Genomic DNA, 24,454 nt, shown 5'->3' with positions numbered 1-24,454 from the left:
TCAATCATGGATATTTCCTATATTTGGTTATGCCAGTTAAAAAAATTAATGAGAGAAGCATCCTTTGTAGAACGAAATAAAGAAAAATGGACGTTAATTGAAAATAATTTATCAATTAATATGCAGGTTGATCCAGATGAATTGGCCTCAAATTACATTGAGCTCACAAATGATCTGGCGTATGCACAAACCTTTTATCCCGAAAGTAAGGTAAAGGCTTATCTGAACGAACTGGCGGTAACCGTCCATCAGAAAATCTATAAAGATCAGAAAGCTTCCAATAATAAGTTTAAATCTTTTATCAATGAAGAGATACCGCAGGCGATTTGGTCGATTCGCCGACCCTTGCTGTATTCATTCTTAATTTTTGTTTTGGCTTCGGTCATCGGTTTTGTGTCGTCTGTATACGATATGGATTTTATTCGGCTTATTTTAGGTGACTACTATGTCGATTCGACGATAGAAAGCATAAAAGCGGGAGATCCTGCTGCGGTATATGGAAAGGGAAGTAACTTTGGGTCAGCAATTTGGATTACGATTAATAATGTGCGGGTTGCTTTTATGGCCTTTGCTGCTGGACTATTTTTCAGTGTAGGAACAGGTTACGTTTTGTTTAGCAATGGTATTATGCTTGGTGCATTTCACCATATGTTTTTCCAGTATGGCGTTATGGGCAAAGCCATGTCAGCGATTTGGATTCATGGCACTATTGAGATTTCGGTAATTATTGTGGCTGGAGGATGCGGGTTGGCCATCGGTAATAGCATTCTATTTCCCAAATCGTTTACACGTTTGACATCTTTCGTCCGCACAGCAAAGATTGCGATGAAAGTTCTCGTCAGCACAATTCCTTTTTTTATTATCGCTGGTACATTGGAAGGTTTTGTAACACGGTATTATAATGTGTCAATTTGGTTATGCTTATTGATTATCGTTTTATCCTTACTGGCTATCCTTTATTTTTATGTTATTAATCCTTATCGACTAGCAAAACGATTTCAATGGAAATAGATTTTGAGTTTCAAAAAGAACGGAAGGTAGGGGACTTTGTTCAAAGTTTCATAGATCTTTTTAAATTGATCTATAGACACTTTGTTTCTACTATTTTTGGTTTATCTGCGGTACCTCTAGCAGGGATTGCTTTAGTTTACTATTTTCTGTCTACAAAAATCACATTCTCTGCCAACAGTGATTCTTTTGAGGATATCGATGCTTTTACTTGGGCTGGATTACTCATTTTGGCGCTGGTAGCTTTGGGGCTTTACGTTTATGGTATTTCTATCGAATATTTTGTACTGCTCAAAGAGCGCAAAAGTACAGCATTTTCGGGCGCGGAGGTGCTGAAGAATTTCCGATCAAACCTCGGGAAATACTTTATGTTTTTAATTGCCATGATATTGGCGTTAATTGTCGTCTTTATTCCCCTGGCCATCGTCGCTGCAATTTGTGCTTTTATCCCTTTCGTCGGGAGTTTTGCGATCGGTATTTTGGGGTCTATGGTCGGCATTTGGTTATTTTGCTCATTTTTATTTTATCGGGAAGGTTATTCGGATCTAGGGAGCTGTTTTACAGATGCCTATGTGATGCTGAGCAAAAAATTGATTCAATATGGTATCGCGACCTATATCGTAAATTTTATTTTTCAAATGGCGGTCATGATGATTTCCATAGTTCCTTTGATTATCATGGGGCTTTTATCATTCAATTTCTTAGGTATAGATGCCGCCTTTTTTGATTCATCCTGGGGAAAACTGCTGATGACATTGGGAGGCTTATTTATCACGTTATTTACCCTTTTTCTGTATATGTCTGGGGTTTTGGCCAATGGTATTATTTATGAAACGGCCAAGGACCTCAAATTTGGAGAACGTATTTATGGCATGATCGAAAAGATAGGAGGAAAAGATGAATAGACTCTTCGTTTTTTTTGGTATCGCCTTATTATCCATTTTTTATGCTTGTGATCCAAAACCAAGGGATACGGATTCCAATAGTGATAGAATCGATTCGCTCAATGTGAGAATAGATTCGACCTTGGTGGGAACAGATTCTGTCGCTATTGACTCAATAGCCGTAAAAGCTCCTAATGGCCAACCGGAAAACGATGAAATTGACCTATGGGATCCCACATTATTTGATTCAATCCCAAAATATACCGAAGAACGTTCGTTTAAAATGGATCCTTATCAGGATATCATCAAACGTTACGAGACCGATGATTTTGTTTATTCAGAAAATATTAAGGATCGCGTAGGCGTATTACAGCGCATCCTTTCGCGGCTCGCGGACTGGATAGGAAGTATCATGCCAGATAATCCCTATAAATTTCGGGAAGAGTTTGGCTATGTATTTGCCTTTTTAGCTGTTATCGCATTAGCATTTATCCTTTATAAAGTGCTCTACAACAGAAAACAATATTTTATTAAACATAGTGAAGAGGAGAGTGAACTTGACGTTTTAGCGTATGTAGAACGAAACCTGATGAATAGCAACCTAGAACCTTACATTCAGGAGGCTATTGCGCAAAGGAATTATGCGTTGGGAATCCGATACTTACAGCTATTGAATATTCAGAAACTGGCGCAATCAGATCATATAAAATGGAAGCTGAGCAAAACAAATGCTGAATTTGCAGAAGAGATTCAAAACGAGGAGCTCCGTCGTGGATTTGCTGAATGTACAAGAATATTTGATTATGTCTGGTTTGGTCAATTTGAATTAACAGAAGACAATTTTAGTCAATATCAGCAATTGTTTCACCAATATCAAAAACAGATTAAATGAAGGGATCGGTAAAATTTGGATTGATATTATTGACTGTTGTGTTAGTGCTAATAGCTCTTATCGATGCAACAAGTAAGAAACCTATTATCTGGGATCGGACTTTTGATGCAAAGGATAAAAATCCCTTTGGAGCTTATGTATTGCGTCAAGAACTGAAGCATATCATTGATCAAAAGAATACAACGATTGAGCGACCATTGTATGAGTATCTGGATAGCACAAAGAAAACAGACGCTAACTTATTTTTTTATACCTCCTATTTTTCGATGGGTGAAGCCGCGGAAGATAAGTTACTTGATTATGTAAACCGGGGTGGGAAAGCAATGATTGTAGCTGAGGATATTGATAATTATCTGTTGGATTCCCTAGGTTTGAAAGCAGATAATTTCTATGGTTTTAAAAAAGGTGTAGATATAAAAAGTCAGTTGCGCGTGCGGTTGATGAACGATAACAATAAAATTCATTACAGTAAATCAGATCTTGGCGAAGTATTTAAAAAACTTCCTAAAAATGCGACTATTTTGGGCTCGATCACCTATAAGGAATTTGCGTTACCGAACTTCATCGCGGTTCAATTTGGTAAAGGAACATTTTATCTTCACCTGACCCCTGATTTATTTGGGAACTATTACTTGCTGAATTCCGCTTCGCAATATGCCTATGTTGCTAAGTCGTTATCTTATCTAAATGATAAGCCCATCGCTTGGTATGATTTTAAAGCGAATATGGATCAATATCGGACTCCATTGCGTGTATTGCTTATGAATGATGGTCTTCGGCAAGCCTGGTATGTTTTGTTAGCAGGACTAGTTCTTTTGCTTGTGTTTAGAAGTAGACGTGAGCAGCGGGCTGTGGCGGTAGTGAGCCCGGAACCAAATCTCTCGAAGGAGTTCTGTGGAACCATCGCTACTTTATATTATGAAAATGGTGCACCAGGTAATATGGTCGCAAAAAAAATAGATTACTTCCTGCACGATCTTCGGATGCGCTTTCATTTGGACACGCTGATGTTGCGGGAAGAAGAGTTCAGTGAGGAACTGGCCGAGCGGTCTGGGGTTTCGCTCGCAGAGACACAGTCTTTAATCAGGCTGATTGTTCGTATGCAAGATGCTAAACAACATGATGTGGCTGATCTCAAATTGATTAATGATACAATAGAAGAGTTTAAACATAAAGCAAAAATGATATGAGTGACTTCGATAAATATATATCTTTTGAAAACCGAATAGATGTGTCCGTTTTATTCGATAAAATGGCGCAGGTAAAGTCGGAGGTGAAAAAAGTAATCGTTGGGCAAGATCAATTGATTGACATGCTCTTAATCTCGATCTTGGCTTCAGGGCATTCTTTGATCGAGGGCTTGCCTGGGGTGGCAAAAACATTATCCGCAAAATTGATTGCCAAAACTATTCACAGTGAATTCAAGCGGATTCAATTTACACCGGATTTAATGCCTTCGGATGTAACGGGATCGTCGATACTCGATTTGAAAAGTAATGAATTTGAATTTCGTCGGGGACCTATTTTTGCAAATATTGTTTTAATCGATGAAATCAATCGTGCTCCGGCAAAGACACAAGCCGCACTTTTTGAAAGTATGGCGGAGCAACAAGTGTCGGTCGATGGAACGACCTATCGATTGCCAGGACCGTTTGTTGTTTTTGCGACACAAAACCCCATCGAACACGAAGGTACTTATCGATTGCCGGAAGCTCAGCTCGATCGTTTCTTGTTTAAGATCAATGTGAATTATCCTGAACTTGAACAGGAACTGGAAATATTAAAGGAACACCATGCCCAAAAAGCAGAGAATAAAGAGGATCAGGTTCAGGCTGTAGTTTCGGCCGCAGAAATTTTGGAATTCCAGAAATTGATCAAATCTATCTTTGTTCACGAGGAGTTGTTAACTTACATTGCTCAAGTTATTATAAAGACAAGAACTAATCCAAGTTTGACCCTTGGGGCATCACCGCGGGCTTCTATTGCTTTGTTGGAATCAGCAAAGGCTTCAGCTGCGTTGACAGGGCGAGACTTTGTCACTCCTGAGGATATTCGGAGGGTAGCATCTGCCGTATTGGGCCACCGTGTCATGTTGACTCCAGAAAGGGAAATGGAAGGCTTTACCACCGCTTATGTCATCGACCAAATCATTAATTCTGTAGAAATTCCAAGATAATGAAGAAATTAAGGCAGCTTTTCCTAACAAATCAATTCTTCTATTCCCTATTAGGTGTAGCAACACTCTTTACATTTTCTTTTTTCGTTAAAGGATTATTGATTGTGGCTTGGATTGTTTTTTGGATATGGTTGGCTGTTTTGGCCTTTGATTTTATTGTCTTGTTTTCAGGAAAGGGGCGAATTGAAGTCACAAGGATATATCCTGAAAAATTATCCAATGGCGATGAAAACCCGATGCGACTGATTGTGAATTCTTTTTACCCGTTTGGGACAAAAGTTGATATTTTGGAGGAGTTTCCGGTACAGCTTCAAATTCGGGATAAAGATTTTGCGACAAGTTTGCTGGCCTTTCAGCGCTCGGAAATTTCGTTTTCTCTGCGACCCACACAAAGGGGTGTTTATCAGTTTGGTCGTTGTATGGCTTTGGTTAAGCGTTTTGGATTTTTCAAAAGAAGGTTTGTTACCAATCAAGAACAGGAAATACCCTGTTATCCATCCTATATTCAACTCCGAAAATACCAGCTTTTAGCAACAAGTAATCGGTTGAATGAACTGGGGATCAAGCGTATTCGACGGATTGGTTCAGCTATGGAATTTGACCATGTTAGAGAGTATGTGCAGGGGGATGACTATAGACACATGAACTGGAAGGCATCTGCAAAAGTAAAGAAGCTGATGGTCAACCAGTACGAAGAGGAGAAGTCTCAGCCAATTTACTCTTTTATTGATCTAGGTCGGGCAATGCGTATGCCATTCAACGGTCTTACCTTATTGGACTACTCGATCAATGCAGCACTCGTTCTTTCCAATGCGACCATCTTAAAGCAGGACCGTGCCGGATTATTAACCTTTTCAAAGGATATCAATGCATTTATAGCCGCTGAGAAGAGGAATAATCAAATGCACAAGATTTCGGAAGCACTATACCAGGTGTCGACCAAATTTGAGGAGTCGGAATTTGGAAGATTATATAGTTATGCCAATGCACATATTAATAAACGTTCGCTTATTTTTGTCTATACAAATTTTGAGACCTTAGATTCCTTAAGACGTCAGATAAATTATCTGTCGATGTTGAATAGAAGCCACATTATTGTCGTTGTTGTTTTTAAAAACGTAGAAATAGAGGATTTAGCGAAGAGTACGCCGAAAAAGACAATAGATATTTACAACCAGGTCATTGCTGAAAAGTTTATCTATGAGAAACAACTTATCGTACAGGAACTTATTCGCAATGGGTTTCAGACAATCTATACAGCGCCCGAAAACCTGACCATTAACTCCATCAACAAATATTTGGAAATTAAGGCACGTGGCCTTATTTAATGATGGAGGTATCTTTGACCATTACTTTTGTCCAAAGATGTTGATATTTTTCGATCGCTTTTAAATGAATCGGATGTGTCTCGTACGTTGTAATATCTTTAAGGTTTTTGAAAGTGACAATCAATGTATAGTCAAAGCTGTTGTCTACGACAGGTCTCGGGTTTGTCTGCGCCGGAACACCATAATTAAGAGTTTTGATGACGTCGATTTTTCGAAGGTCCTCAAAAAATCCAACAAAATTCTTTTTTTCTTTTTCACTGAGATCTTTTTTTAGCCAAAAATTAACAACGTGTACAATGGTGCTGGATTCGATATTCTCATCCGATTGAACTGTATTTGCCCATGTGGGAGCAGTTACGAGCACCATGGGTGCTAGAAGAAAGTTGCGTCTTTTCATGATTGAAACGGTTTAGAAGCTGTAAGATACAAAACCTTCGTGAATTCACCAATAACAATCACGCTCATCGTGAGAGAAGGGTTTTTGTGGTTAATGAAAAATAGGCGTTTTTAACTAAGAAAAAAAGGAAGACATCATGTCTTCCTTTTATTTTTTTATGGATGGTAGGCTCTTACAAACCAAACTCTTCTTTCACTTTATCGATATAATCCAGTTTTTCCCAAGTAAAAAGTTCAACTTCAATTTGCTTTTTCTCGCCAGTTGAGCTTTCGAATTCCTTGGTTACTTTTCTTGGTGTTCTTCCCATGTGTCCATAGGCAGCCGTTTCTGAATAAATTGGATTTCTCAGACCCAAACGCGTTTCAATTCCGTAGGGAGTCATATCAAACAAATGAGCAATTTTTTCAGCAATCTGACCATCGGTCAAATTTAATTTGCTCGTTCCATAGGTATTTACATAGATTCCCATAGGATCTTTTACACCAATTGCATAGGAAATCTGTACGAGAATTTCATCTGCAACACCTGCAGCCACTAAGTTTTTAGCAATATGGCGCGTTGCGTATGCCGCTGAACGGTCTACCTTAGATGGATCTTTTCCTGAGAAAGCCCCTCCACCATGTGCACCTCGGCCGCCGTAGGTATCGACAATGATCTTGCGACCCGTGAGTCCTGTATCTCCGTGAGGTCCACCGATAACAAATTTTCCAGTTGGATTGATATGAAACTTAATTTCATCGTTAAATAACAACTGAAGTTCTGGTTTCAATTGTGCTTTAACACGAGGAATTAAGATCGTTTTGATGTCATGTGTAATTTTATCCAACATAACTTGTTCCGTATCGAAGTCGTCATGTTGTGTGGAGATTACGATTGCTTCGATTCTTTTTGGTTTGTGATCGTCGCTATACTCAAGGGTAACCTGAGATTTTGCGTCCGGGCGCAAATACTTGATTTCGTTATTTTCGCGACGTAGCTCGGCCAATTCATAAAGTAAGCGATGCGATAGGTCCAATGCCAGAGGCATAAAATTTTCAGTTTCGTTGTTTGCATAACCGAACATGATACCTTGGTCGCCCGCACCTTGTTCTTGCCTTGTCTTGCGGTCTACACCCTGGTTAATATCAGCAGACTGCTCGTGAATCGCCGAAAGAACGCCACAGGAGTTTGCCTCGAACATGTATTCAGATTTGGTGTAGCCAATCTTTTGAATCACCGAACGGGCTATTTTCTGAACATCGAGGTATATGTTTGATTTAACTTCCCCGGCAAGGACAACCTGTCCTGTGGTTACTAGTGTTTCAATAGCGACGCGAGAATCCTCGTCCCATGCTAAAAAATTGTCTATTAATGCATCTGAAATTTGATCCGCAATTTTGTCTGGATGCCCTTCAGAAACAGATTCTGACGTAAATAAATAAGCCATGCTTTACGTAATTTTTAATATTGGATTTGCGCTAGAATGAAATAACAGCAAAGTGATAAGAGCCGTGATAGCGAAGGGTTTTTAGCACTTTTTTACTGTGGTTGCAATCTCCTTGTCGTTGCCTTGTAACGCAACAGCACGCAAATCAGTCCACATTCTATTTTTTGTGCGACAAAGCTACAATACTTTGAGGATTATTTAAAATCAAATTTATATTTTAACTTTTAAATGCATAGGGAAGTGCGTTAATCAGTATAAAGATTACATTATTTTAAGAAATTGGTAATTTCCGCTATCTTTGGATATGTCAGAACGTAAACAAATACTGTTTGTTATTAATCCTATTTCAGGAGGGAAAAATAAAACTTCCTTTAAAAAACAAGTGCTAGATGTGCTTGATCTGCAGAAGTTTGACCCTACTTTTCAGCAGACCGCGAGACCGAACCATGCTTACGAAATTGGGCTGAAAGCGGTCAAAGAAGGCTATGATGCAGTTATCGCGGTCGGTGGTGATGGCACGATCAATGAACTTGGCTCCGCTTTGGTGGGATCTGGAATTCCATTGGGGATTATTCCTGAAGGCTCAGGTAACGGCCTGGCGCTCTACTTGGGGGTTCCAATGAATGAAGCTGCTGCTATCCGTCGGATTAATCGTTTTGAATCGATAGAGGTGGATTGTGGTGTAATTAATGATAGACGATTTTTTAATATCGCGGGTTTAGGTTTTGATGCCTCTGTAAGTGAAAATTTTGCCAATGAAAATATTCGTGGACCTTTGGGCTATATGAAGTCCGTTTTTAATGTGCTCAGTAAATACCAACCTGCCCATTATAAATTAACGATTGATGGAAAGGTTTACGAAAGGCAAGCGTTTATGATCAGTGTAGCGAACTCTCCCCAATATGGAAATAATGCCTATATCGCACCACAGGCTTCGGTTAACGATGGCATTTTGGATGTCTGTATCGTGCACAAATTTCCGCTTTACATTTTGCCAAAGATGATTTTCCATCTTTTTAATAAATCTGCAGATCAATCCAGTTATGTCGAGATCATTCCTGGAAAGAACATACAGATCGAGATTGATAAGGTGTCACCGGTTCATGTGGATGGGGAGCCGATCGAACTTGGCGATAAATTGGATATTTCTATTATGCCAAAAGCATTAAAGATAATTTGTTAAGATCATGAGTAAAAATAAGAAACAGTCCTATGAGGGCGTTGTATATTCAACAGATGACAGCTTCAGCTATCAGCTGGCTGATTTTTTTCAGGAAGCAGATACGTTACCTGTAAATCAGCAAAACTTAAAAGTGCAGCTTGACCGGAAAATGCGGAAGGGGAAAGTTGTTACGTTGGTTACGGGGTTTGTTGGAAAAGCGGAAGACTTGGAGAATTTAGGTAAATTGTTGAAAACGAAGTGCGGAGTGGGAGGGACAGTGAAGGATGGGGAGGTCATCATTCAGGGAGAGTTTAAACAAAAGATCTATGATTTGTTACTTAAAGAGGGGTATCGCGTAAAATTAGTTGGTGGTTAAACAAGTATATCAGGGATAATCGTGGTAAATCTAATGAATTGTCTATTAGGCAAGTATGCTTTGAGTGTAGGATGTCTAGTTGTTCAGAAACATGAGTAATCACTTACTTTTTGTCGTTTAAAATCCTTGATTTTTTTGCATATCAAAAAAAAAATGGCTTTCATTGTAAAATAATTATTGCGAATAAGCGATTTAGCATAGAGTAATAATGATTATATAACGGGAACTGCTGAGAAAAATAACACTGATTAATGGTGTGTTCAGTTTGAAAAAACAAATTTGATTTTTTTTATATATTTGAGATGAATATTTTAAATTTGACATTAAATATTAAATTTGCTTTGCAAAATTGGTTTCAAAAGCGAATAAGAGTGCATATAATTTAAACAACATTATATATTTAAACAACAGTAAAAAACTAAAAATTAGAAAAATGGCAAACGCACCTAAAACTGCTGCAAAACAAGAGAGCAACAACGGAGGATCTTTCTTTGCTCAAGCTGCAATCATCATCTGTTTCATCGTGGGTTTCTGTGTATGGAAATTTGTGATGGGCAATCCAACTAACTTCGTTGACAACAATCCTGAAAATGCTCCAAATCCAGGTAACTACTTAGGAATGGTTTACCATGCTGGGGCTATCGTACCTGTTTTGCTTGGTTTATTCTTGATGGTATGGGTTTTCTCAGTAGAACGTTTTATCGTTATTAACAAAGCTTCTGGTAATGGTAACGTAGGAAACTTCGTTCGTAAAATTCAAACATTGATTAATGGTGGAAACATCGATTCAGCGATCGCTGAGTGTGACAAACAAAAAGGTTCAGTAGCAAATGTTGTAAAAGCTGGTTTATTGAAATACAAATCAGTATCCGCAGATCCTGAAGTAAACACTGAAAAAGCTGCTATTGCAATTCAAAAAGAAATCGAAGAAACTACAGCATTAGAAATGCCAATGTTAGAGAAAAACTTAAACGTTATCGCTACATTAGTTTCTATCGGTACATTATGTGGTCTATTGGGTACGGTAACAGGTATGATCAAAGCCTTCTCGGCATTGGCAACAGGTGGTGCTCCAGATTCAGCTAAATTGGCAAACGGTATCTCTGAGGCCTTGATCAATACAGCAACTGGTATCGCGACTTCAACATTCGCTATCGTATTGTATAACATCTTTACTGCAAAAATCGATAAATTAACTTACTCTATCGACGAAGCTGGTTTCTCAATCGTACAAACATACGCTGCAAACCACAAATAAGAACTATGATGAAAGTTTTTGATTTTATTTTATGGAAATCAAAAATCAAAAGCATCATAGGATAGAAGATTGAGTTTTTAATTTAAAAAGAAGAATTTAAAATGGGTAAAGCAAAAGTAAAAAGAGCCAGTACGTCGATCGACATGACAGCGATGTGTGACGTATCGTTCTTACTGCTTACGTTCTTCGTCTTAACGGCGACTGCGCGCCAACCGGAAGCATTGACGGTGGATACCCCAGCATCGACTACAAAAGATAAGTTACCTGATTCAAATGTAGGTATGATCACAATAGGCGATCAAGGTAAAGTTTTCTTCGGTACGACTGATCAACAGGTTCGCGTAAAAGCACTAGAAAGAATGTCCGCAAAATATGGCGTTGGCTTTTCACAAGAAGATTATGATCGTTTCAAATTGATGGAAAACTTTGGTGTACCAATGTCTAAATTGAAAGGATTATTGGCCCTGGATGGAAGTAAGCGTACAGAGAAAGGTCTGCAAACTGGTATCCCGGTTGATAGTACAGAGAATACTTCAAATGAGTTGTATTACTGGGTTCAAAATGCCCGTCTTGCAGCTGAGGAGGTAAATAAGGAAAAAGAAGCATCTGATAAAAATTTCGTGCATCCAGGACCTTTAAAGATGGCTATCAAAGCAGATGCGAATGAAAAATATCCTTCGGTTAATTTAGTTATTGAAACGTTGCGCAATCAAAAGCAAAACAAATTTAGTTTCATAACAGGCATGCGTGCTGAGGAGAAATAATTGACGATTTAATAAGAACAAACAATGGCAGAATTAAATCAGGATAGTGGTAAAAAAGGCAAAGGCGGGAAAGTAAGATCCAAGAAGAATGGCGGTAAGGTCGACCTTACTGCGATGGTGGATTTGGCGTTCTTGTTGATTACCTTCTTCATGTTGACCACATCCTTAAATAAACCGCAAGCGATGGATGTGGCTATGCCAGACAAAAATAAAATTAAGGAGCAACAAAGCGATGAATTGCTTACAGCAGATAATCGCTCCCTGACAATTTTATTGGGTTCTGACAATAAAGTCTCTTGGGTATATGGTCAAGTTGCTCGTCCGATCGAAGGTCCTACTGTTGCTGGTTACGGTGCAGATGGGATTCGTAAGGTTTTGATGGAGAAAAAGGCATATGTACCTCGCGTTTCAGGCGGTAAAGACATGATCGTAATCATAAGACCGAGTGATAAATGTACACAACGTAATCTTGTTGACATTCTTGACGAGATGAAAATTGTAGACGTAAAACGCTATATGATCGGAAAGATTACTCCAGAGGAAGTGGACGTGTTAAAACGTGACAATATCTATAATGATTAGTTATTAGATTGACACAAAAAACTAAAATAAGATGATAGGGTCAAAATTAGATATTTTTAAGAAAGAATGGCTTGACGTCGTTTTTCAAGGCCGCAATAAGGAGTACGGAGCTTATGAGCTTCGTAAGCTAGCGCCTAAAGCGACTAACAGGGGACTTTTTGTCGTTATCGGCATTGTAGTCATAGCCAGTTTCCTTAGTGTTTATGGAAGTAAGCTGTTCCCGAAGAAAGCCGTTGAGGCTCCTCCTGCAGTAACTGAAGTTACTTTGGAAGACCTTGAAGAAATCAAACCACCAGAGCCTGAAGAAGAGGAGCCGCTTCCACAAGAACCGGAAGAAAAACCTCAACAAGTGGCTATGGATGTACCGAAAGAAGATTTGGTTCGTTTCCCTGAACCTAAAGTAGCTCCTGCAAACAAAGTTGTGGAAGAAGTTGCTTCTCAGGAAGAGTTGAAAGATCCAAATAAAACGCCAGCGCGTATTACTTTGAAAGGTAGCCCGACTGGTACTTCTGTTGCACGTGGTGAATTTGGTTCGAAGAAACAAGATGGCGCGATCACTGGTGCTGCAAAAGGCGATCCAAATGGTAATGGAGATGAAATTCTTCCATTTAATGCCATTGAGGTTCAACCAATGCCTATTGGTGGTATGGCTGCATTTATGTCTTGGGTTGGTTCAAACTACGAATATCCAGCTGCTGCAACTGAAAATGGTGTAAATGGTGTCGTTGAGGTATCTTTCGTTGTAGAAAAAGATGGTAGCTTAACAGACATCAATATCAAACGCGATTTGAAATATGGTACTGGTGATGCAGCCGTAAGGTTGCTTAAGAAAGCGAAGAAATGGAAACCTGGTATTCAAAATGGTCGTCCAGTTCGTGTAGCGTACACTTTACCAATTCGATTGAACATTCAAAATTAGAATGACAAATTTTAATTCGAATAATAGTTCAAATTATAGACAGAAATCGCCTCTGAAGCGGTTTCTGTCTATTTTGGGACTATTTATGTTTGGCTTTTATTTTGTTTTGGGCCTTTTTATTATATTCTGGGACAATTTTCCCATTGAGATTAATCCAACCTACAAAACAATCTTTGGTGTCGTATTGATCCTGTATTCTTTTATGCGATTTGTACGGCTTTGGCAAAATAATTTTTAATTAACTGCCCTCTTCTTTTTGGCTACAACCAATTCTCTCTTCAAAAATTAAACTATTTTTTAATTAAACTGTCTTATTTTATGATGTATCATATGAGAAAATATAAAATGGTTCTTGTGATGCTTGGCATCTGTATGGGCATTTTTGTTTCCTGCAAAAATAAAACAAAGCAAGCGAAAGAGGGCGATGATATTTTAACAGGTAAGCTGCCCGTCATTGTGGATCAAACTTTGTTGCCTATTATCCAAGAATCTGCGGATGTGTTTGAGAGCTCTTATCCAAATTCGAGTTTGGAGCTTATTGCTCGTCCTGAAATTAAAGCGGTGAATGCATTGCTTGGCGATTCGGCCTATGTGGTTGTTTTGACGCGCAAGCTGACAAATGAGGAAGATAGCTACTTTAAAAAGCGAGGGATTCAACCTAAAATATTCCAAATGGCGTCGGATGCCGTTGTATTGATCAATAATCGTAACAGTGCTGATACTATAATGCCTCAAAAAGACGTTAAGTCTTTGTTGGAAGGCAACTTAGCAGGACAACGACTGATCTTTGACAACGCCAATTCAAGCACACTGCGCTATTTGAAAGATTATTTCAAATTGAACAAAATCGATCCGAAAGCTGTTTCTGCTTTGAAAGATAGTGAAGATGTGATGAAATATGTGAGCGAGAATGTAAATACAGTAGGCGTTATTGGTTATAATTGGTATTTAAAAGCTGTAGAAAAAAATTCGAATTTATTGGAGAAAATTCGTACATTGAGCATCGAAAGTGTTGGTAAGGAGGGCAAAAAGGTCAGTTTTTATAGACCATCCCAATCGACTATCGCCGACGGCTTATATCCTTTTGTAAGACCTGTCTACATTATGAACTATCAGCCGAATGTGGGCTTGGGTTTAGGCTTCAGTGCCTTTTTGACAGGAGATCGTGGACAGCGTATTGTATTGAAAGCTGGATTGGTTCCTGCTACAATGCCTGGACGTGAGATCATTATTAGAGATGAAAGTTATATTAAATAGATAATAAATAGTACAAAAATAGATTATGACAAACAGTAAATTATTATTTAGTCTTTTATTGGCGGGATCTGTGGGCACAGTAAGTGCACAAAGTTTGAAAGATGCTAGAGCAGCCATCGAGGCTGAAAATTATGGTAAAGCGAAAACTATCCTTCAACAGTTAGTGACTAAGCAACCTAAGAATGGAGATAATTATTTCTATTTGGGTCAAATTTATTTGGTAAACGACAGAGCGGATTCTGCCGCTGCGATTTTCAACCAAGGTTTGGCTGCTGATCCAAAGGCTACAATCAACAATGTAGGTTTGGGCTATGTTGACTTAATGAAAAAGGATAAAGCGAGCGCTGAATCTAAATTCGCTTTGGCAACCGCCAAATTAGGTAAAAAAGATTATGAGCCATTATTGGAAATCGGTCGTGCATATATAAAAACGCCGGAGCCCGATTATGCGAAAGCTTTGGAATACCTAACGCAAGCGAAAGAAAAAAACAAAAAAGATGTTGCAATTCCTATCGCATTAGGTGATGCATACCGTGGTTTAAAAGAAGGTTCATTGGCTTATACAAGCTATGGTGAAGCGACTGATATCGATCCAAATTCAGTACAAGCGAAAGTTGGACAGGCTGTGATCGTACGTGGTGCGCAGGCTTTTGATGAGGCTATCACACAATTGGAAGCTATTGCTGCAGAAACTCCGGCATACGCACCTACTTACCGTGAGTTGGCTGAAACATATAACCAATGGTCTAGATTGCCGGGTACTTCTGACGAGAAATATGTCGAGTTAAATAAAAAAGGTGTTGAGCAATACAAAAAATACCTGGAAGTTGCGGGTGATAATTCATTGGAAGCTAAAATCCGTTATGCCGATTTCTTGGTTTACGCGCGTCAATACGACGATTTGAAAGTAGTTTCTGAAGAATTAGCTCAAAACCCTTCTGTAGATCCAAAAATTTATCGTTATTTAGGTTATATCGCCTTCCAAAAAGCTAAAGATTATCCGAAAGCATTGGAGTACTTAAACCAGATGTTTAGCAAAATGGAAAAAGATCGTGTAATTCCATTGGATTATATGTATCTAGGTATGTCTGAGATTGCTGCAAATAGCCCAAAACCAGCGGCTGCTGGTGCAGATAGCACGGCTACTGCGGCTCCGGTATTGACAGCAGAGAATACGGCGAATATTCAAAAGGGTATTGCTGATATTAAGAAAGCAATTGATTTAGACAAAGAATTGTTGGGAGAAACAGCTGAGTTGGCATTTGCTAAATACCAAGAGCAAGAATTGCAGACAGCAGCCTCTTTATTCGAGCTAGTTGCTTCTTATAAAGATAACAAGACATATTTGTTTGATGCAAACTACTATGCTGGAGAAGCTTATTACCAAATCGGTGCAAAGGAAGATGCTGCTAGTAAGAATGAAGAACAAGTCGTCGTTAATCAAGAATTGAGAGATAAAGCAATTGCTGATTTGCAAAAAGCACAGACTTTCTTATCTGTTATTGAAACGACAGACAATAAAGAAGCACAAGATAAATATTTGATCAATGCGCTTTATTATAAAGCTTTTGCTGCCTTAACGGCGGACAACTTGGAGCAACCTAAAGGTGATTTCGTTGCACCATTCCAAAAATTGATCGAAACCATCAATCAACGTGGCGCACAAGAGAAGAATAAAAATTATTTGATCGATGCAAATACATATATCGGACTTTATTATTACGTGAAGCAAGATCTTCCTAAAGCGAAGGAGAGCTTCCAAAAAGTATTAGCTATAGATCCGGCAAATGAAGCTGTTAAAGGTTACTTAGAGGGCCTGAAATAAGCTTAAATAAAATCATTCTAAATTAGGCGTAGATAGTAATATCTACGCCTTTTTTGTTTTGATTTTTACCTTGAAATCTCTATATTTAGAGATAGTTACCAATATAAATTTTAATTGAGATGGAGCAAGCCAATAGTATGCCGATCGACTACTTGCCTATATTGATACAGCTTCTAGTGGCTGTTGGATTTGGGGTAAGTACCATAATTATTACACATCTTATCGGGCCAAAGGTCCGCACTGAAAACAAGCTTGGAGCTTTTGAGTCGGGAATTGAAGTTGTCGGAAATGCCAGGCAGCCTTTCTCCATAAAATATTTTTTGGTCGCTATCCTGTTTGTCATATTTGATGTTGAAGTTATTTTCATGTATCCATGGGCAGTCAACTTCCGGGAAATGGGACTACAGGGCTTGATCGAGATGTTTATTTTCATGGGACTGCTCTTGTTGGGCTTTATCTATGTGATCAAGAAAAAAGCATTGAGTTGGGATTAGATATTCCCGTGATGGTTGGCCTTTGGGCCAGCAATACTTAAACCTATAAATCGACTTTTCATGAGTGATATAAAATTGGCAGAAGCTCCTCCGGGAGTAGAAGGCGCAGGTTTTTTTGCGACAAGTTTGGACAAAGCCATTGGCTTGGCCCGAGCCAACTCCTTATGGCCTTTACCCTTCGCCACATCCTGCTGTGGTATCGAGTTTATGGCTACGATGGGCTCTACTTACGATTTGGCTAGATTTGGTGCCGAACGCCCGAGTTTTTCGCCGCGTCAGGCAGATATGCTATTGGTGATGGGTACCATCGCTAAGAAAATGGCTCCGGTGTTAAAGCAGGTGTATGTCCAAATGGCCGAGCCGCGCTGGGTAATTGCTGTAGGGGCCTGTGCATCTAGTGGGGGTATTTTCGATACGTATTCTGTGCTACAAGGAATAGACGAAATTATACCGGTTGATGTGTACGTGCCTGGTTGTCCTCCCCGTCCAGAAGCAATTTTGGATGGTGTGTTGCGTCTACAGGATATTGTAAAGAATGAATCATTGAACCGGAGAAATACACCCGAATACAAAGCGCTGCTTGAGAAGTACGGAATACATACAAATAAATAGATGATGGAAAACAGTTTTTTATTGGATAAGCTCCAAGGAAATTTTCCGGCAAAGATTAACGAAATTCAAGATGCACACAATTTATTGACGATTGTCGTGGATACGGAAGATGTGATTGATGTACTTCGTTTCTTGAAATCGAATAAGGAGTTGCAGTTTATCCATCTCACGGATATTACGGCGGTACATTATCCGCATTTAGAAAAGGAGTTTGCTGTGGTTTATCATATTCATAGTCTCGTTCATAATATCCGAATCCGAGTGAAGGTCTTTTTGTATGGGCCGAATCCTGAGATTCCAACAGCAACCGTCGTTTGGAAAGGTGCGAACTGGATGGAGCGTGAGACTTTTGATTTTTTTGGTGTCAATTTTATAGGACATCCCGATTTGAGGAGGATTTTGAATGTAGATGATATGGAGGTGTTTCCAATGCGTAAGGAATATCCTTTAGAGGATCCAAATCGCGTAGATAAGAAAGATTTGTATTTCGGCCGTTAATTTATACGATATGAGCGAATTTATAAGCAAGATAACATCTAATCAGCCTGTCTTCGAAGACAACGATCCGCAAGACGAGTTGATTACCCTGAATATTGGTCCCACGCATCCCGCCACGCATGGCGTATTTCAGAACGTGGTACAAATCGATGGCGAGCGTATTGTGAGTGGCGTGTCCACGATCGGTTATATTCACCGCGCATTTGAAAAAATTGCTGAACATCGACCTTTTTATCAAATAACACCTTTGACTGATCGTCTAAACTATTGCTCGTCTCCAATCAATAATATGGGCTGGCATATGACCGTTGAAAAATTACTTAAAATAGAGATTCCTAAGCGGGTGCAATATATGCGTGTTATCGTCATGGAGCTTGCCCGTATTGCGGATCATATTATTTGTAATGGTATTTTGGGGGTAGATACGGGTGCTTTTTCGGGCTTTTTGTATGTGATGCAGGAACGCGAGTTTATCTATGAAATCTTTGAAGAAATCTGTGGCGCTCGTCTGACAACGAACATTGGTCGTATTGGAGGCTTCGAGCGTGATTTCAATGCTATAGCCTTTGAGAAAATACGTGAATTTCTGAAACGCTATCCTCCGGTATTGCAAGAGTTTGAAGAGTTGTTTGTTCGTAACCGCATTTTTATAGAACGAACGTCGGGTGTTGCTGCTGTAACAGCAGAAGATGCCCTGGATTATGGCTGGTCTGGTCCTATTTTACGTGCGACAGGTGTAGATTACGATGTGCGTGTACAGAATCCTTATTGCTCGTATGAAGAATTTGATTTCGATGTGCCTGTTGGCACGACAGGTGATGTATACGATCGTTTCATGGTTCGCAATGCCGAAATGTGGCAATCACTTCGGATTATTGAACAGGCATTAGCGAAAATTGAGAAGGAGCCTAAAGGAGTCTTCCATGCGGAGGTTCCTGATTTCTATTTACCTCCGAAAGAACAGGTGTATACCAATATGGAAGCTCTAATTTACCACTTTAAAATCGTCATGGGTGAGGTGGATACACCTAAAGCCGAAGTTTATCATGCGGTCGAAGGGGCAAATGGTGAACTTGGTTTTTATTTGATTCATGATGGTGGACGGTCACCTTATCGTCTGCATTTCAGGAGACCTTCTTTTGTCAATTATCAGATGTTTGCACCAATGAGTGCAGGAATGCTGATTTCAGATGCTATTATAAATATGAGTAGTCTTAACGTTATAGCTGGAGAATTAGATGCTTAGTGTAAAACAACATAATGAAAATGTAACGTTTTCTCCAGAATTGTTAGCCAAGTTTGGAGAAGTGGTAAGCCGTTATCCCGAAGGAAAGCAGAAATCGGGCTTATTGCCCATTTTACATTTGGTTCAGGCGGAATACGGCTGGGTCAGCGCAGATGCGATGGATAAGGTTGCTGTTTACCTGAATATATTACCGATTGAGGTATATGAGGTGGCAACCTTCTATACCATGTTCCTGTTGCAACCCAAAGGAAAATACGTACTGGAGATTTGCCGTACCGGGCCTTGTTGTTTGGTCGGTGCAGAGCGTATTATGGGGCATTTAGAGCAAAAGCTCGGTGTAAAGGAGGGGCAGGTCACAAGCGATGGGCTTTTCTCTTGGCGTGGTGTAGAATGTTTGGCTGCCTGTGGTTTCGGACCAGTCTTACAGATTGGCCCTGAATATACATTCTATGAGAATCTGACAGAAGATAAAGTCGACGAATTGATTGATAATTTAAAAGCTAAAACAGAATAATATGGCACGTAAACTTTTGTTGACTCATATCGATGTTCCGGGCATCAATACCTTTGAGGTCTATCGACAAAAAGGTGGTTATGTTGCTGTTGAAAAAGTATTAAAGACAATGTCTCCTGAGGATGTTGTCGAAGAGGTTAAGAAGTCTGGATTACGTGGCCGTGGGGGAGCTGGTTTTCCTACGGGGATGAAATGGTCCTTTTTGGCTAAACCTGAGGGGGTGCCACGCTATTTGGTCTGTAATGCCGACGAGTCTGAGCCAGGGACATTCAAAGACCGTTATTTAATGACACATATTCCGCATGCACTCATTGAGGGAATGATTGTATCCAGCTTCGCTTTGGGGGCTCACACGTCGTATATCTATGTGCGTGGAGAGATGATGCCACAGATCAGAATTTTGGAGCGTGCTATTGCTGAAGCCAAGGAAAAAGGGTTTTTGGGTAAAAATATTTTAGGTTCGGGGTATGATCTGGAGATCTATGTTCAACCGGGAGGTGGAGCGTATATCTGTGGTGAGGAAACGGCTTTATTAGAGTCTTTAGAAGGTAAACGAGGTAATCCGCGTATTAAACCCCCTTTTCCGGCGATAGCGGGTTTATACAACTGCCCGACAGTGGTGAATAATGTGGAATCTATTGCAACGACAGTTCCCATTATAAATTTGGGTGGTGAAGAGTATGCTAAGATCGGTGTAGAGCGTAGTACCGGAACAAAATTAATTTCCGCTAGCGGAAATATTGTAAAACCAGGTGTCTACGAGATCGAACTCGGTCTGCCTGTTGAAGAATTTATTTACTCGGACGAATATTGTGGTGGTATTGCCAACGGAAAACGAATGAAGGCTGTCGTGGCCGGAGGCTCTTCGGTGCCTATTTTACCGGCTAATCTGATCTTGAAAACTGCTGCTGGAAATAGTCGATTGATGACTTATGAGTCATTGGCTGATGGTGGCTTCCAAACTGGTACAATGCTCGGATCAGGTGGTTTTATCGTATTTGATGAGGATCAGTGCGTGGTGCGTAATACCTGGAATTTTGCGCGATTCTATCATCATGAAAGCTGTGGTCAATGTTCGCCTTGTCGTGAAGGAACAGGCTGGATGGAGAAGGTGTTGCATAAGATCGAGAGCGGTCACGGCTCGATGTCAGACATTGATTTGCTGTGGGATGTGCAGCGGAAAATTGAAGGCAATACAATCTGTCCATTAGGGGATGCTGCAGCATGGCCTGTGGCAGCAGCAATAAGACATTTTAGGGATGAATTTGAATGGCATATCCTGCATCCGGAAGAGTCACAAACACGGAATTATGGACTGGCACATTATGCTGATCCTTTACAACCAATAGTATCATAATAGAAGCTGTAACGATAAATTAATCATATCATGGCAGAAGCGGAAGATATAAAGTTTAAGGTCACCATCGATGGTATACCGATAGAGGTTGCTCCTGGGACAAGCATATTAAATGCAGCGAGACAGATCGGCGGCGATATAGTCCCTCCGGCAATGTGTTACTACTCCAAACTGGAGGGGAGTGGCGGTAAATGCCGTACCTGTTTGGTAAAAGTCTCCAAGGGATCTGAAAAAGATCCAAGACCGATGCCGAAATTGGTGGCTTCTTGTCGTACAACGGTGATGGACGGTATGGAAGTACAAAATATTACTTCGCCAGAGGTGGTGGAAGCAAGAAAAGGTGTTGTTGAAATCTTATTGATTAACCATCCCTTAGATTGCCCAATCTGCGATCAGGCTGGTGAATGTAAATTGCAGGATCTTGGATATGAACACGGCAGCGCTCATACACGCTACGAATTCGATCGACGTACCTTCGAACGCATTGATCTGGGCGATAAGATCCAATTGCATATGAACCGTTGTATCTTATGTTACCGTTGTGTTTATGTCGCAAATCAGTTGACCGACCAGCGTGTACACGGTATCTTAGGACGAGGAGATCATGCCGAGATATCGACTTATATTGAAAATGTAATCGATAATGATTTCTCCGGAAATGTTATTGATGTATGTCCTGTGGGCGCTTTGACCGATAAAACCTTCCGTTTCAAGAACAGGGTATGGTTTACGAAGCCTGTCGATGCTCATCGCGACTGTCCGACATGTTCGGGTAAGGTAACCTTATGGTATAAGGGAGAAGAGGTCATTCGGGTAACTGCTCGAAAGGATGAGTTTGGTGAAGTGGAAGAGTTTATCTGTAATACCTGTCGCTTTGATCAGAAAAAAACAAGCGATTGGGTGTTGGAGGAACCGACAGAAATAGACCGACATTCCGTCATTTCTGCCAATCACTACGAGTTATTTAATCCGCCGAAAGTTGTTAAGGAGAATCCATTACTACAGGAACAAAATCGCGAACAGTTGGCTAGAACAGAAAAATTGAAATAATCACAAACATGGAGTGGTCTTTTGTCATAGAAAAATTAATACTGGTGTCTGTTATTTTTGTTATCACCTTGGTGATCGCGATGTATTCGACACTTGCGGAACGTAAAATTGCAGGCTTTATGCAAGATCGATATGGTCCTGATCGGGCTGGTCTCTTTGGTATCTTGCAACCGCTGTGTGATGGAGGTAAATTCTTCTTTAAGGAGGAAATTATACCCGCGGGTGCACATAAGGTTCTTTTTATCTTAGGGCCTACTATTGCCATTATTACGGCCTGTATTAGCTCGGCTGTTATTCCTTGGGGACAGGAATTGCAAATTGGGGGACGGGTCGTTTCCTTGCAGGTGGCCGACGTTAATGTTGGAATATTGTATATGTTTGGTGTGATCGCATTAGGTGTATATGGTATTATGTTGGGAGGCTGGGCTTCCAATAATAAATTCTCACTTATGGGCGCTATTCGGGCTGCGTCGCAGAGCATCAGTTATGAGATCGCCATGGGACTTTCAATTATCGCCTTATTGATGGTGACACAAAGTCTCTCCTTGAAGGAAATCGTGGCGCAGCAGTCGGGCTTTGTCAATTGGAATATCTGGGCACAGCCGTTGGGTTTTATCATTTTTATGGTCTGTGCTTTTGCCGAATGTAATCGGGTTCCCTTTGATTTGCCAGAATGTGAAACGGAGCTTGTCGGTGGTTACCATACAGAGTACTCCTCCATGAAATTGGGACTCTACATGTTTTCCGAATATATTAACATGTTCGTTTCCTCTGCATTGATGGCATCACTTTATTTTGGCGGATATAATTTCCCTTTTATGAATGATCTGGGATTATCTGCCAATATGATCACGATCATCGGGGTGGTTGTATTCTTCATTAAAATATTGCTGTTTATCTTTTTCTTTATGTGGGTGCGTTGGACTTTACCACGTTTCCGCTACGATCAATTGATGAATCTAGGCTGGAAGATGTTGATTCCATTGGCGATTGCCAATATTGTACTTACAGGTGTATTTACATTGATTAAAGATACTTATTTCTCATAAGAAAGGACTTTTTATGCAACTAACCAATCGTAAAAAAGTAATTGAACAAAAACCGATGACATTTTCGGAAAGAATCTACTTTCCCGCTATTATCAAAGGTTTACGCATTACATTAAGGCATTTTTTTAAGAAAATTCCAACCATTAAATATCCTGAGGAAATAAGACCTTATTCGAAAAACTTCAGGGGGCAACATTCGCTCAAACGTGATGAGGAAGGGCGTGAGCGGTGTACAGCCTGTGGATTATGTGCTTTGTCCTGCCCTGCAGAGGCGATTACAATGACTGCTGCCGAGCGAAAAAAAGGTGAAGAAAATCTTTACCGCGAGGAAAAGTATGCGTCAGTATATGAAATCAATATGTTGCGATGTATTTTCTGTGGTCTATGTGAAGAGGCCTGTCCGAAAGAAGCGATCTATCTGGATGGACCGCATGTGACAGCAGATTATCTCCGTAAGGATTTTATCTATGGAAAAGATAAATTGGTAGAACCAACTTTTGATATTACCAAATTAAAGAGCTAAACCAGGAAATTATGACAGTATTTTATTTTGTAGCCTTCTTGTCTATTTTCTTTGCGCTGCTGACCATTTTTACAAAAAATCCTGTACACAGTGTACTGTATCTGGTCATTACGTTTTTTACGTTTACAATACATTATATTCTTTTGAATGCACAGTTTTTGGCTGTGGTGAATTTCATCGTATATATGGGAGCCATCATGGTTTTGTTTTTATTTGTATTGATGCTGCTCAACCTGAATAAGGATACCGAACCCATGAAATCCAATTTGGTTAAGTTTATGGGTGTTATCGCCGGCTGTTGCCTATTGGTGACTTTCTTCGGTGTATACCGCGTATTTGATATTTCTAATCCCTTGACTGTTGTTAATCCAGAAATCGGGTTGGTTAAGAATCTGGGTAAGGTGTTGTTTAACGAATTTTTGCTTCCTTTTGAGTTATCATCATTATTGTTATTGACGGCAATGATTGGAGCAATATTATTAGCTAAGAAAGAACCTAAACAAATCTAATGGAAACAGTTGTTCAACAGTTGCAGGGGGTGCCAATAAATCATTATCTGATTTTTTGTGCGATTATTTTCGTTATTGGTGTTATCGGTGTTCTTATTCGCCGTAACGTCATTATTATTATGATGTCTATTGAATTGATGCTGAATGCGGTGAACCTTCTTTTAGCTGCTTTTTCAGTGCAGCATGGCGATTCGTCAGGACAGGTCTTTGTCTTCTTTATCATGGCATTGGCGGCGGCAGAAGTTGCCGTAGGCCTTGCGATTATTATTATGGTATATCGGAATACGAAGTCTGTGGATATCGATTCCTTAAATAAACTTCGTTGGTAGAACTTAAGAAATAAATACG

Annotated in this window: 27 protein-coding genes; 25 read left to right on the top strand and 2 right to left on the bottom strand. The window is 39.8% G+C overall.

The genetic code is table 11. From position 1 onward, the window contains the following. Positions 1 to 48: 48 nt before the first annotated feature. The 6 genes from K2F45_RS26690 to K2F45_RS26665 are packed head-to-tail and all read left to right on the top strand — an operon-like array spanning position 49 to position 6,288. Positions 49 to 1,011, top strand: a complete 963-nt coding sequence (locus K2F45_RS26690; protein ID WP_075994555.1) for a stage II sporulation protein M — start codon at positions 49 to 51, stop codon at positions 1,009 to 1,011. After that, positions 1,002 to 1,913 (top strand): hypothetical protein, encoded by a 912-nt coding sequence (locus K2F45_RS26685; protein WP_075990325.1) that lies wholly within the window; start codon positions 1,002 to 1,004, stop codon positions 1,911 to 1,913. Before K2F45_RS26690 ends, K2F45_RS26685 begins: the two co-directional genes overlap by 10 nt. Next, positions 1,906 to 2,784 carry a DUF4129 domain-containing protein gene (locus tag K2F45_RS26680; protein WP_075990324.1) on the top strand — a complete coding sequence of 293 codons (879 nt, stop codon included), beginning with the start codon at positions 1,906 to 1,908 and terminating at the stop codon, positions 2,782 to 2,784. The genes K2F45_RS26685 and K2F45_RS26680 overlap by 8 nt, the downstream gene beginning before the upstream one ends. Continuing rightward, a complete protein-coding gene (locus K2F45_RS26675) occupies positions 2,781 to 3,974 on the top strand; it encodes a DUF4350 domain-containing protein (protein ID WP_075990323.1) in 1,194 nt (397 codons plus the stop codon). Before K2F45_RS26680 ends, K2F45_RS26675 begins: the two co-directional genes overlap by 4 nt. Beyond that, a complete protein-coding gene (locus K2F45_RS26670; protein WP_075990322.1) occupies positions 3,971 to 4,960 on the top strand; it encodes an AAA family ATPase in 990 nt (329 codons plus the stop codon). The genes K2F45_RS26675 and K2F45_RS26670 overlap by 4 nt, the downstream gene beginning before the upstream one ends. Next, complete coding sequence (locus K2F45_RS26665) at positions 4,960 to 6,288, top strand: DUF58 domain-containing protein (RefSeq protein ID WP_075990321.1); 1,329 nt, start codon at positions 4,960 to 4,962, stop codon at positions 6,286 to 6,288. Before K2F45_RS26670 ends, K2F45_RS26665 begins: the two co-directional genes overlap by 1 nt. Here the strand turns inward: K2F45_RS26665 and K2F45_RS26660 are convergent. Together K2F45_RS26660 and metK are read right to left on the bottom strand one after the other, a co-directional pair. Continuing rightward, positions 6,281 to 6,685, bottom strand: coding sequence for a Dabb family protein (locus K2F45_RS26660; protein WP_075990320.1), 405 nt, complete (start codon positions 6,683 to 6,685; stop codon positions 6,281 to 6,283). The genes K2F45_RS26665 and K2F45_RS26660 overlap by 8 nt on opposite strands. Positions 6,686 to 6,857: 172 nt before the next feature. Further along, on the bottom strand, positions 6,858 to 8,111 hold the full coding sequence (gene metK / locus K2F45_RS26655; protein ID WP_075990319.1) for a methionine adenosyltransferase: 1,254 nt from the start codon (positions 8,109 to 8,111) through the stop codon (positions 6,858 to 6,860). A gap of 304 nt (positions 8,112 to 8,415) precedes the next feature. On the opposite strand from metK, the gene K2F45_RS26650 reads away from it, so the two are divergent. The 19 genes from K2F45_RS26650 (at position 8,416) to nuoK (ending at position 24,435) form a co-directional block, all read left to right on the top strand. Next, positions 8,416 to 9,294 carry a diacylglycerol/lipid kinase family protein gene (locus K2F45_RS26650; protein WP_075990318.1) on the top strand — a complete coding sequence of 293 codons (879 nt, stop codon included), beginning with the start codon at positions 8,416 to 8,418 and terminating at the stop codon, positions 9,292 to 9,294. 4 nt (positions 9,295 to 9,298) lie between these two features. Further along, positions 9,299 to 9,649, top strand: a complete 351-nt coding sequence (locus K2F45_RS26645; RefSeq protein ID WP_075990317.1) for a translation initiation factor — start codon at positions 9,299 to 9,301, stop codon at positions 9,647 to 9,649. Between the two features lie 433 nt (positions 9,650 to 10,082). Next, positions 10,083 to 10,907: a MotA/TolQ/ExbB proton channel family protein gene (locus tag K2F45_RS26640; RefSeq protein WP_075990316.1), complete on the top strand. Its 825-nt coding sequence runs from the start codon at positions 10,083 to 10,085 to the stop codon at positions 10,905 to 10,907. Positions 10,908 to 11,008: 101 nt separating this feature from the next. Further along, complete coding sequence (locus tag K2F45_RS26635) at positions 11,009 to 11,671, top strand: ExbD/TolR family protein (protein WP_075990315.1); 663 nt, start codon at positions 11,009 to 11,011, stop codon at positions 11,669 to 11,671. Positions 11,672 to 11,695: 24 nt separating this feature from the next. Next, on the top strand, positions 11,696 to 12,253 hold the full coding sequence (locus tag K2F45_RS26630) for an ExbD/TolR family protein (protein ID WP_075990314.1): 558 nt from the start codon (positions 11,696 to 11,698) through the stop codon (positions 12,251 to 12,253). A gap of 31 nt (positions 12,254 to 12,284) precedes the next feature. Continuing rightward, the gene (locus tag K2F45_RS26625) at positions 12,285 to 13,172 is read left to right on the top strand and encodes an energy transducer TonB (RefSeq protein WP_075990313.1); all 888 of its coding nucleotides are present in this window, start codon (positions 12,285 to 12,287) and stop codon (positions 13,170 to 13,172) included. A gap of 330 nt (positions 13,173 to 13,502) precedes the next feature. Next, positions 13,503 to 14,429, top strand: a complete 927-nt coding sequence (locus tag K2F45_RS26620) for a PstS family phosphate ABC transporter substrate-binding protein (RefSeq protein WP_237241893.1) — start codon at positions 13,503 to 13,505, stop codon at positions 14,427 to 14,429. Positions 14,430 to 14,454: 25 nt separating this feature from the next. Further along, positions 14,455 to 16,254, top strand: a complete 1,800-nt coding sequence (locus tag K2F45_RS26615; protein WP_075990310.1) for a tetratricopeptide repeat protein — start codon at positions 14,455 to 14,457, stop codon at positions 16,252 to 16,254. A gap of 119 nt (positions 16,255 to 16,373) precedes the next feature. Then, positions 16,374 to 16,748, top strand: coding sequence for an NADH-quinone oxidoreductase subunit A (locus K2F45_RS26610; protein ID WP_075990309.1), 375 nt, complete (start codon positions 16,374 to 16,376; stop codon positions 16,746 to 16,748). Positions 16,749 to 16,808: 60 nt separating this feature from the next. Further along, a complete protein-coding gene (locus K2F45_RS26605) occupies positions 16,809 to 17,360 on the top strand; it encodes an NADH-quinone oxidoreductase subunit B (protein WP_075990308.1) in 552 nt (183 codons plus the stop codon). Beyond that, the gene (locus tag K2F45_RS26600) at positions 17,361 to 17,858 is read left to right on the top strand and encodes an NADH-quinone oxidoreductase subunit C (protein ID WP_075990307.1); all 498 of its coding nucleotides are present in this window, start codon (positions 17,361 to 17,363) and stop codon (positions 17,856 to 17,858) included. A 10-nt stretch (positions 17,859 to 17,868) separates the two neighbouring features. Continuing rightward, on the top strand, positions 17,869 to 19,104 hold the full coding sequence (locus K2F45_RS26595; RefSeq protein ID WP_075990306.1) for an NADH-quinone oxidoreductase subunit D: 1,236 nt from the start codon (positions 17,869 to 17,871) through the stop codon (positions 19,102 to 19,104). Beyond that, positions 19,097 to 19,618 carry an NADH-quinone oxidoreductase subunit NuoE family protein gene (locus K2F45_RS26590; protein ID WP_075990305.1) on the top strand — a complete coding sequence of 174 codons (522 nt, stop codon included), beginning with the start codon at positions 19,097 to 19,099 and terminating at the stop codon, positions 19,616 to 19,618. Before K2F45_RS26595 ends, K2F45_RS26590 begins: the two co-directional genes overlap by 8 nt. Before the next feature lies 1 nt (position 19,619). After that, a complete protein-coding gene (gene nuoF / locus K2F45_RS26585; RefSeq protein ID WP_075990304.1) occupies positions 19,620 to 20,975 on the top strand; it encodes an NADH-quinone oxidoreductase subunit NuoF in 1,356 nt (451 codons plus the stop codon). Positions 20,976 to 21,005: 30 nt separating this feature from the next. Then, positions 21,006 to 22,025 (top strand): NADH-quinone oxidoreductase subunit G, encoded by a 1,020-nt coding sequence (locus tag K2F45_RS26580; protein WP_075990303.1) that lies wholly within the window; start codon positions 21,006 to 21,008, stop codon positions 22,023 to 22,025. Positions 22,026 to 22,033: 8 nt separating this feature from the next. Then, on the top strand, positions 22,034 to 23,074 hold the full coding sequence (gene nuoH / locus K2F45_RS26575) for an NADH-quinone oxidoreductase subunit NuoH (RefSeq protein WP_248932723.1): 1,041 nt from the start codon (positions 22,034 to 22,036) through the stop codon (positions 23,072 to 23,074). A gap of 13 nt (positions 23,075 to 23,087) precedes the next feature. Continuing rightward, complete coding sequence (locus K2F45_RS26570) at positions 23,088 to 23,597, top strand: NuoI/complex I 23 kDa subunit family protein (protein WP_070560982.1); 510 nt, start codon at positions 23,088 to 23,090, stop codon at positions 23,595 to 23,597. Between the two features lie 11 nt (positions 23,598 to 23,608). Then, positions 23,609 to 24,106, top strand: a complete 498-nt coding sequence (locus K2F45_RS26565; protein WP_046673083.1) for an NADH-quinone oxidoreductase subunit J family protein — start codon at positions 23,609 to 23,611, stop codon at positions 24,104 to 24,106. Next, positions 24,106 to 24,435 (top strand): NADH-quinone oxidoreductase subunit NuoK, encoded by a 330-nt coding sequence (gene nuoK, locus K2F45_RS26560; protein WP_046673084.1) that lies wholly within the window; start codon positions 24,106 to 24,108, stop codon positions 24,433 to 24,435. Before K2F45_RS26565 ends, nuoK begins: the two co-directional genes overlap by 1 nt. Positions 24,436 to 24,454: the final 19 nt, after the last annotated feature.

This window comes from Sphingobacterium siyangense, from assembly GCF_023277505.1.
Taxonomy (GTDB): Bacteria; Bacteroidota; Bacteroidia; order Sphingobacteriales; family Sphingobacteriaceae; genus Sphingobacterium; species Sphingobacterium siyangense.
This window is presented reverse-complemented; position numbering and strand designations above follow the sequence as displayed.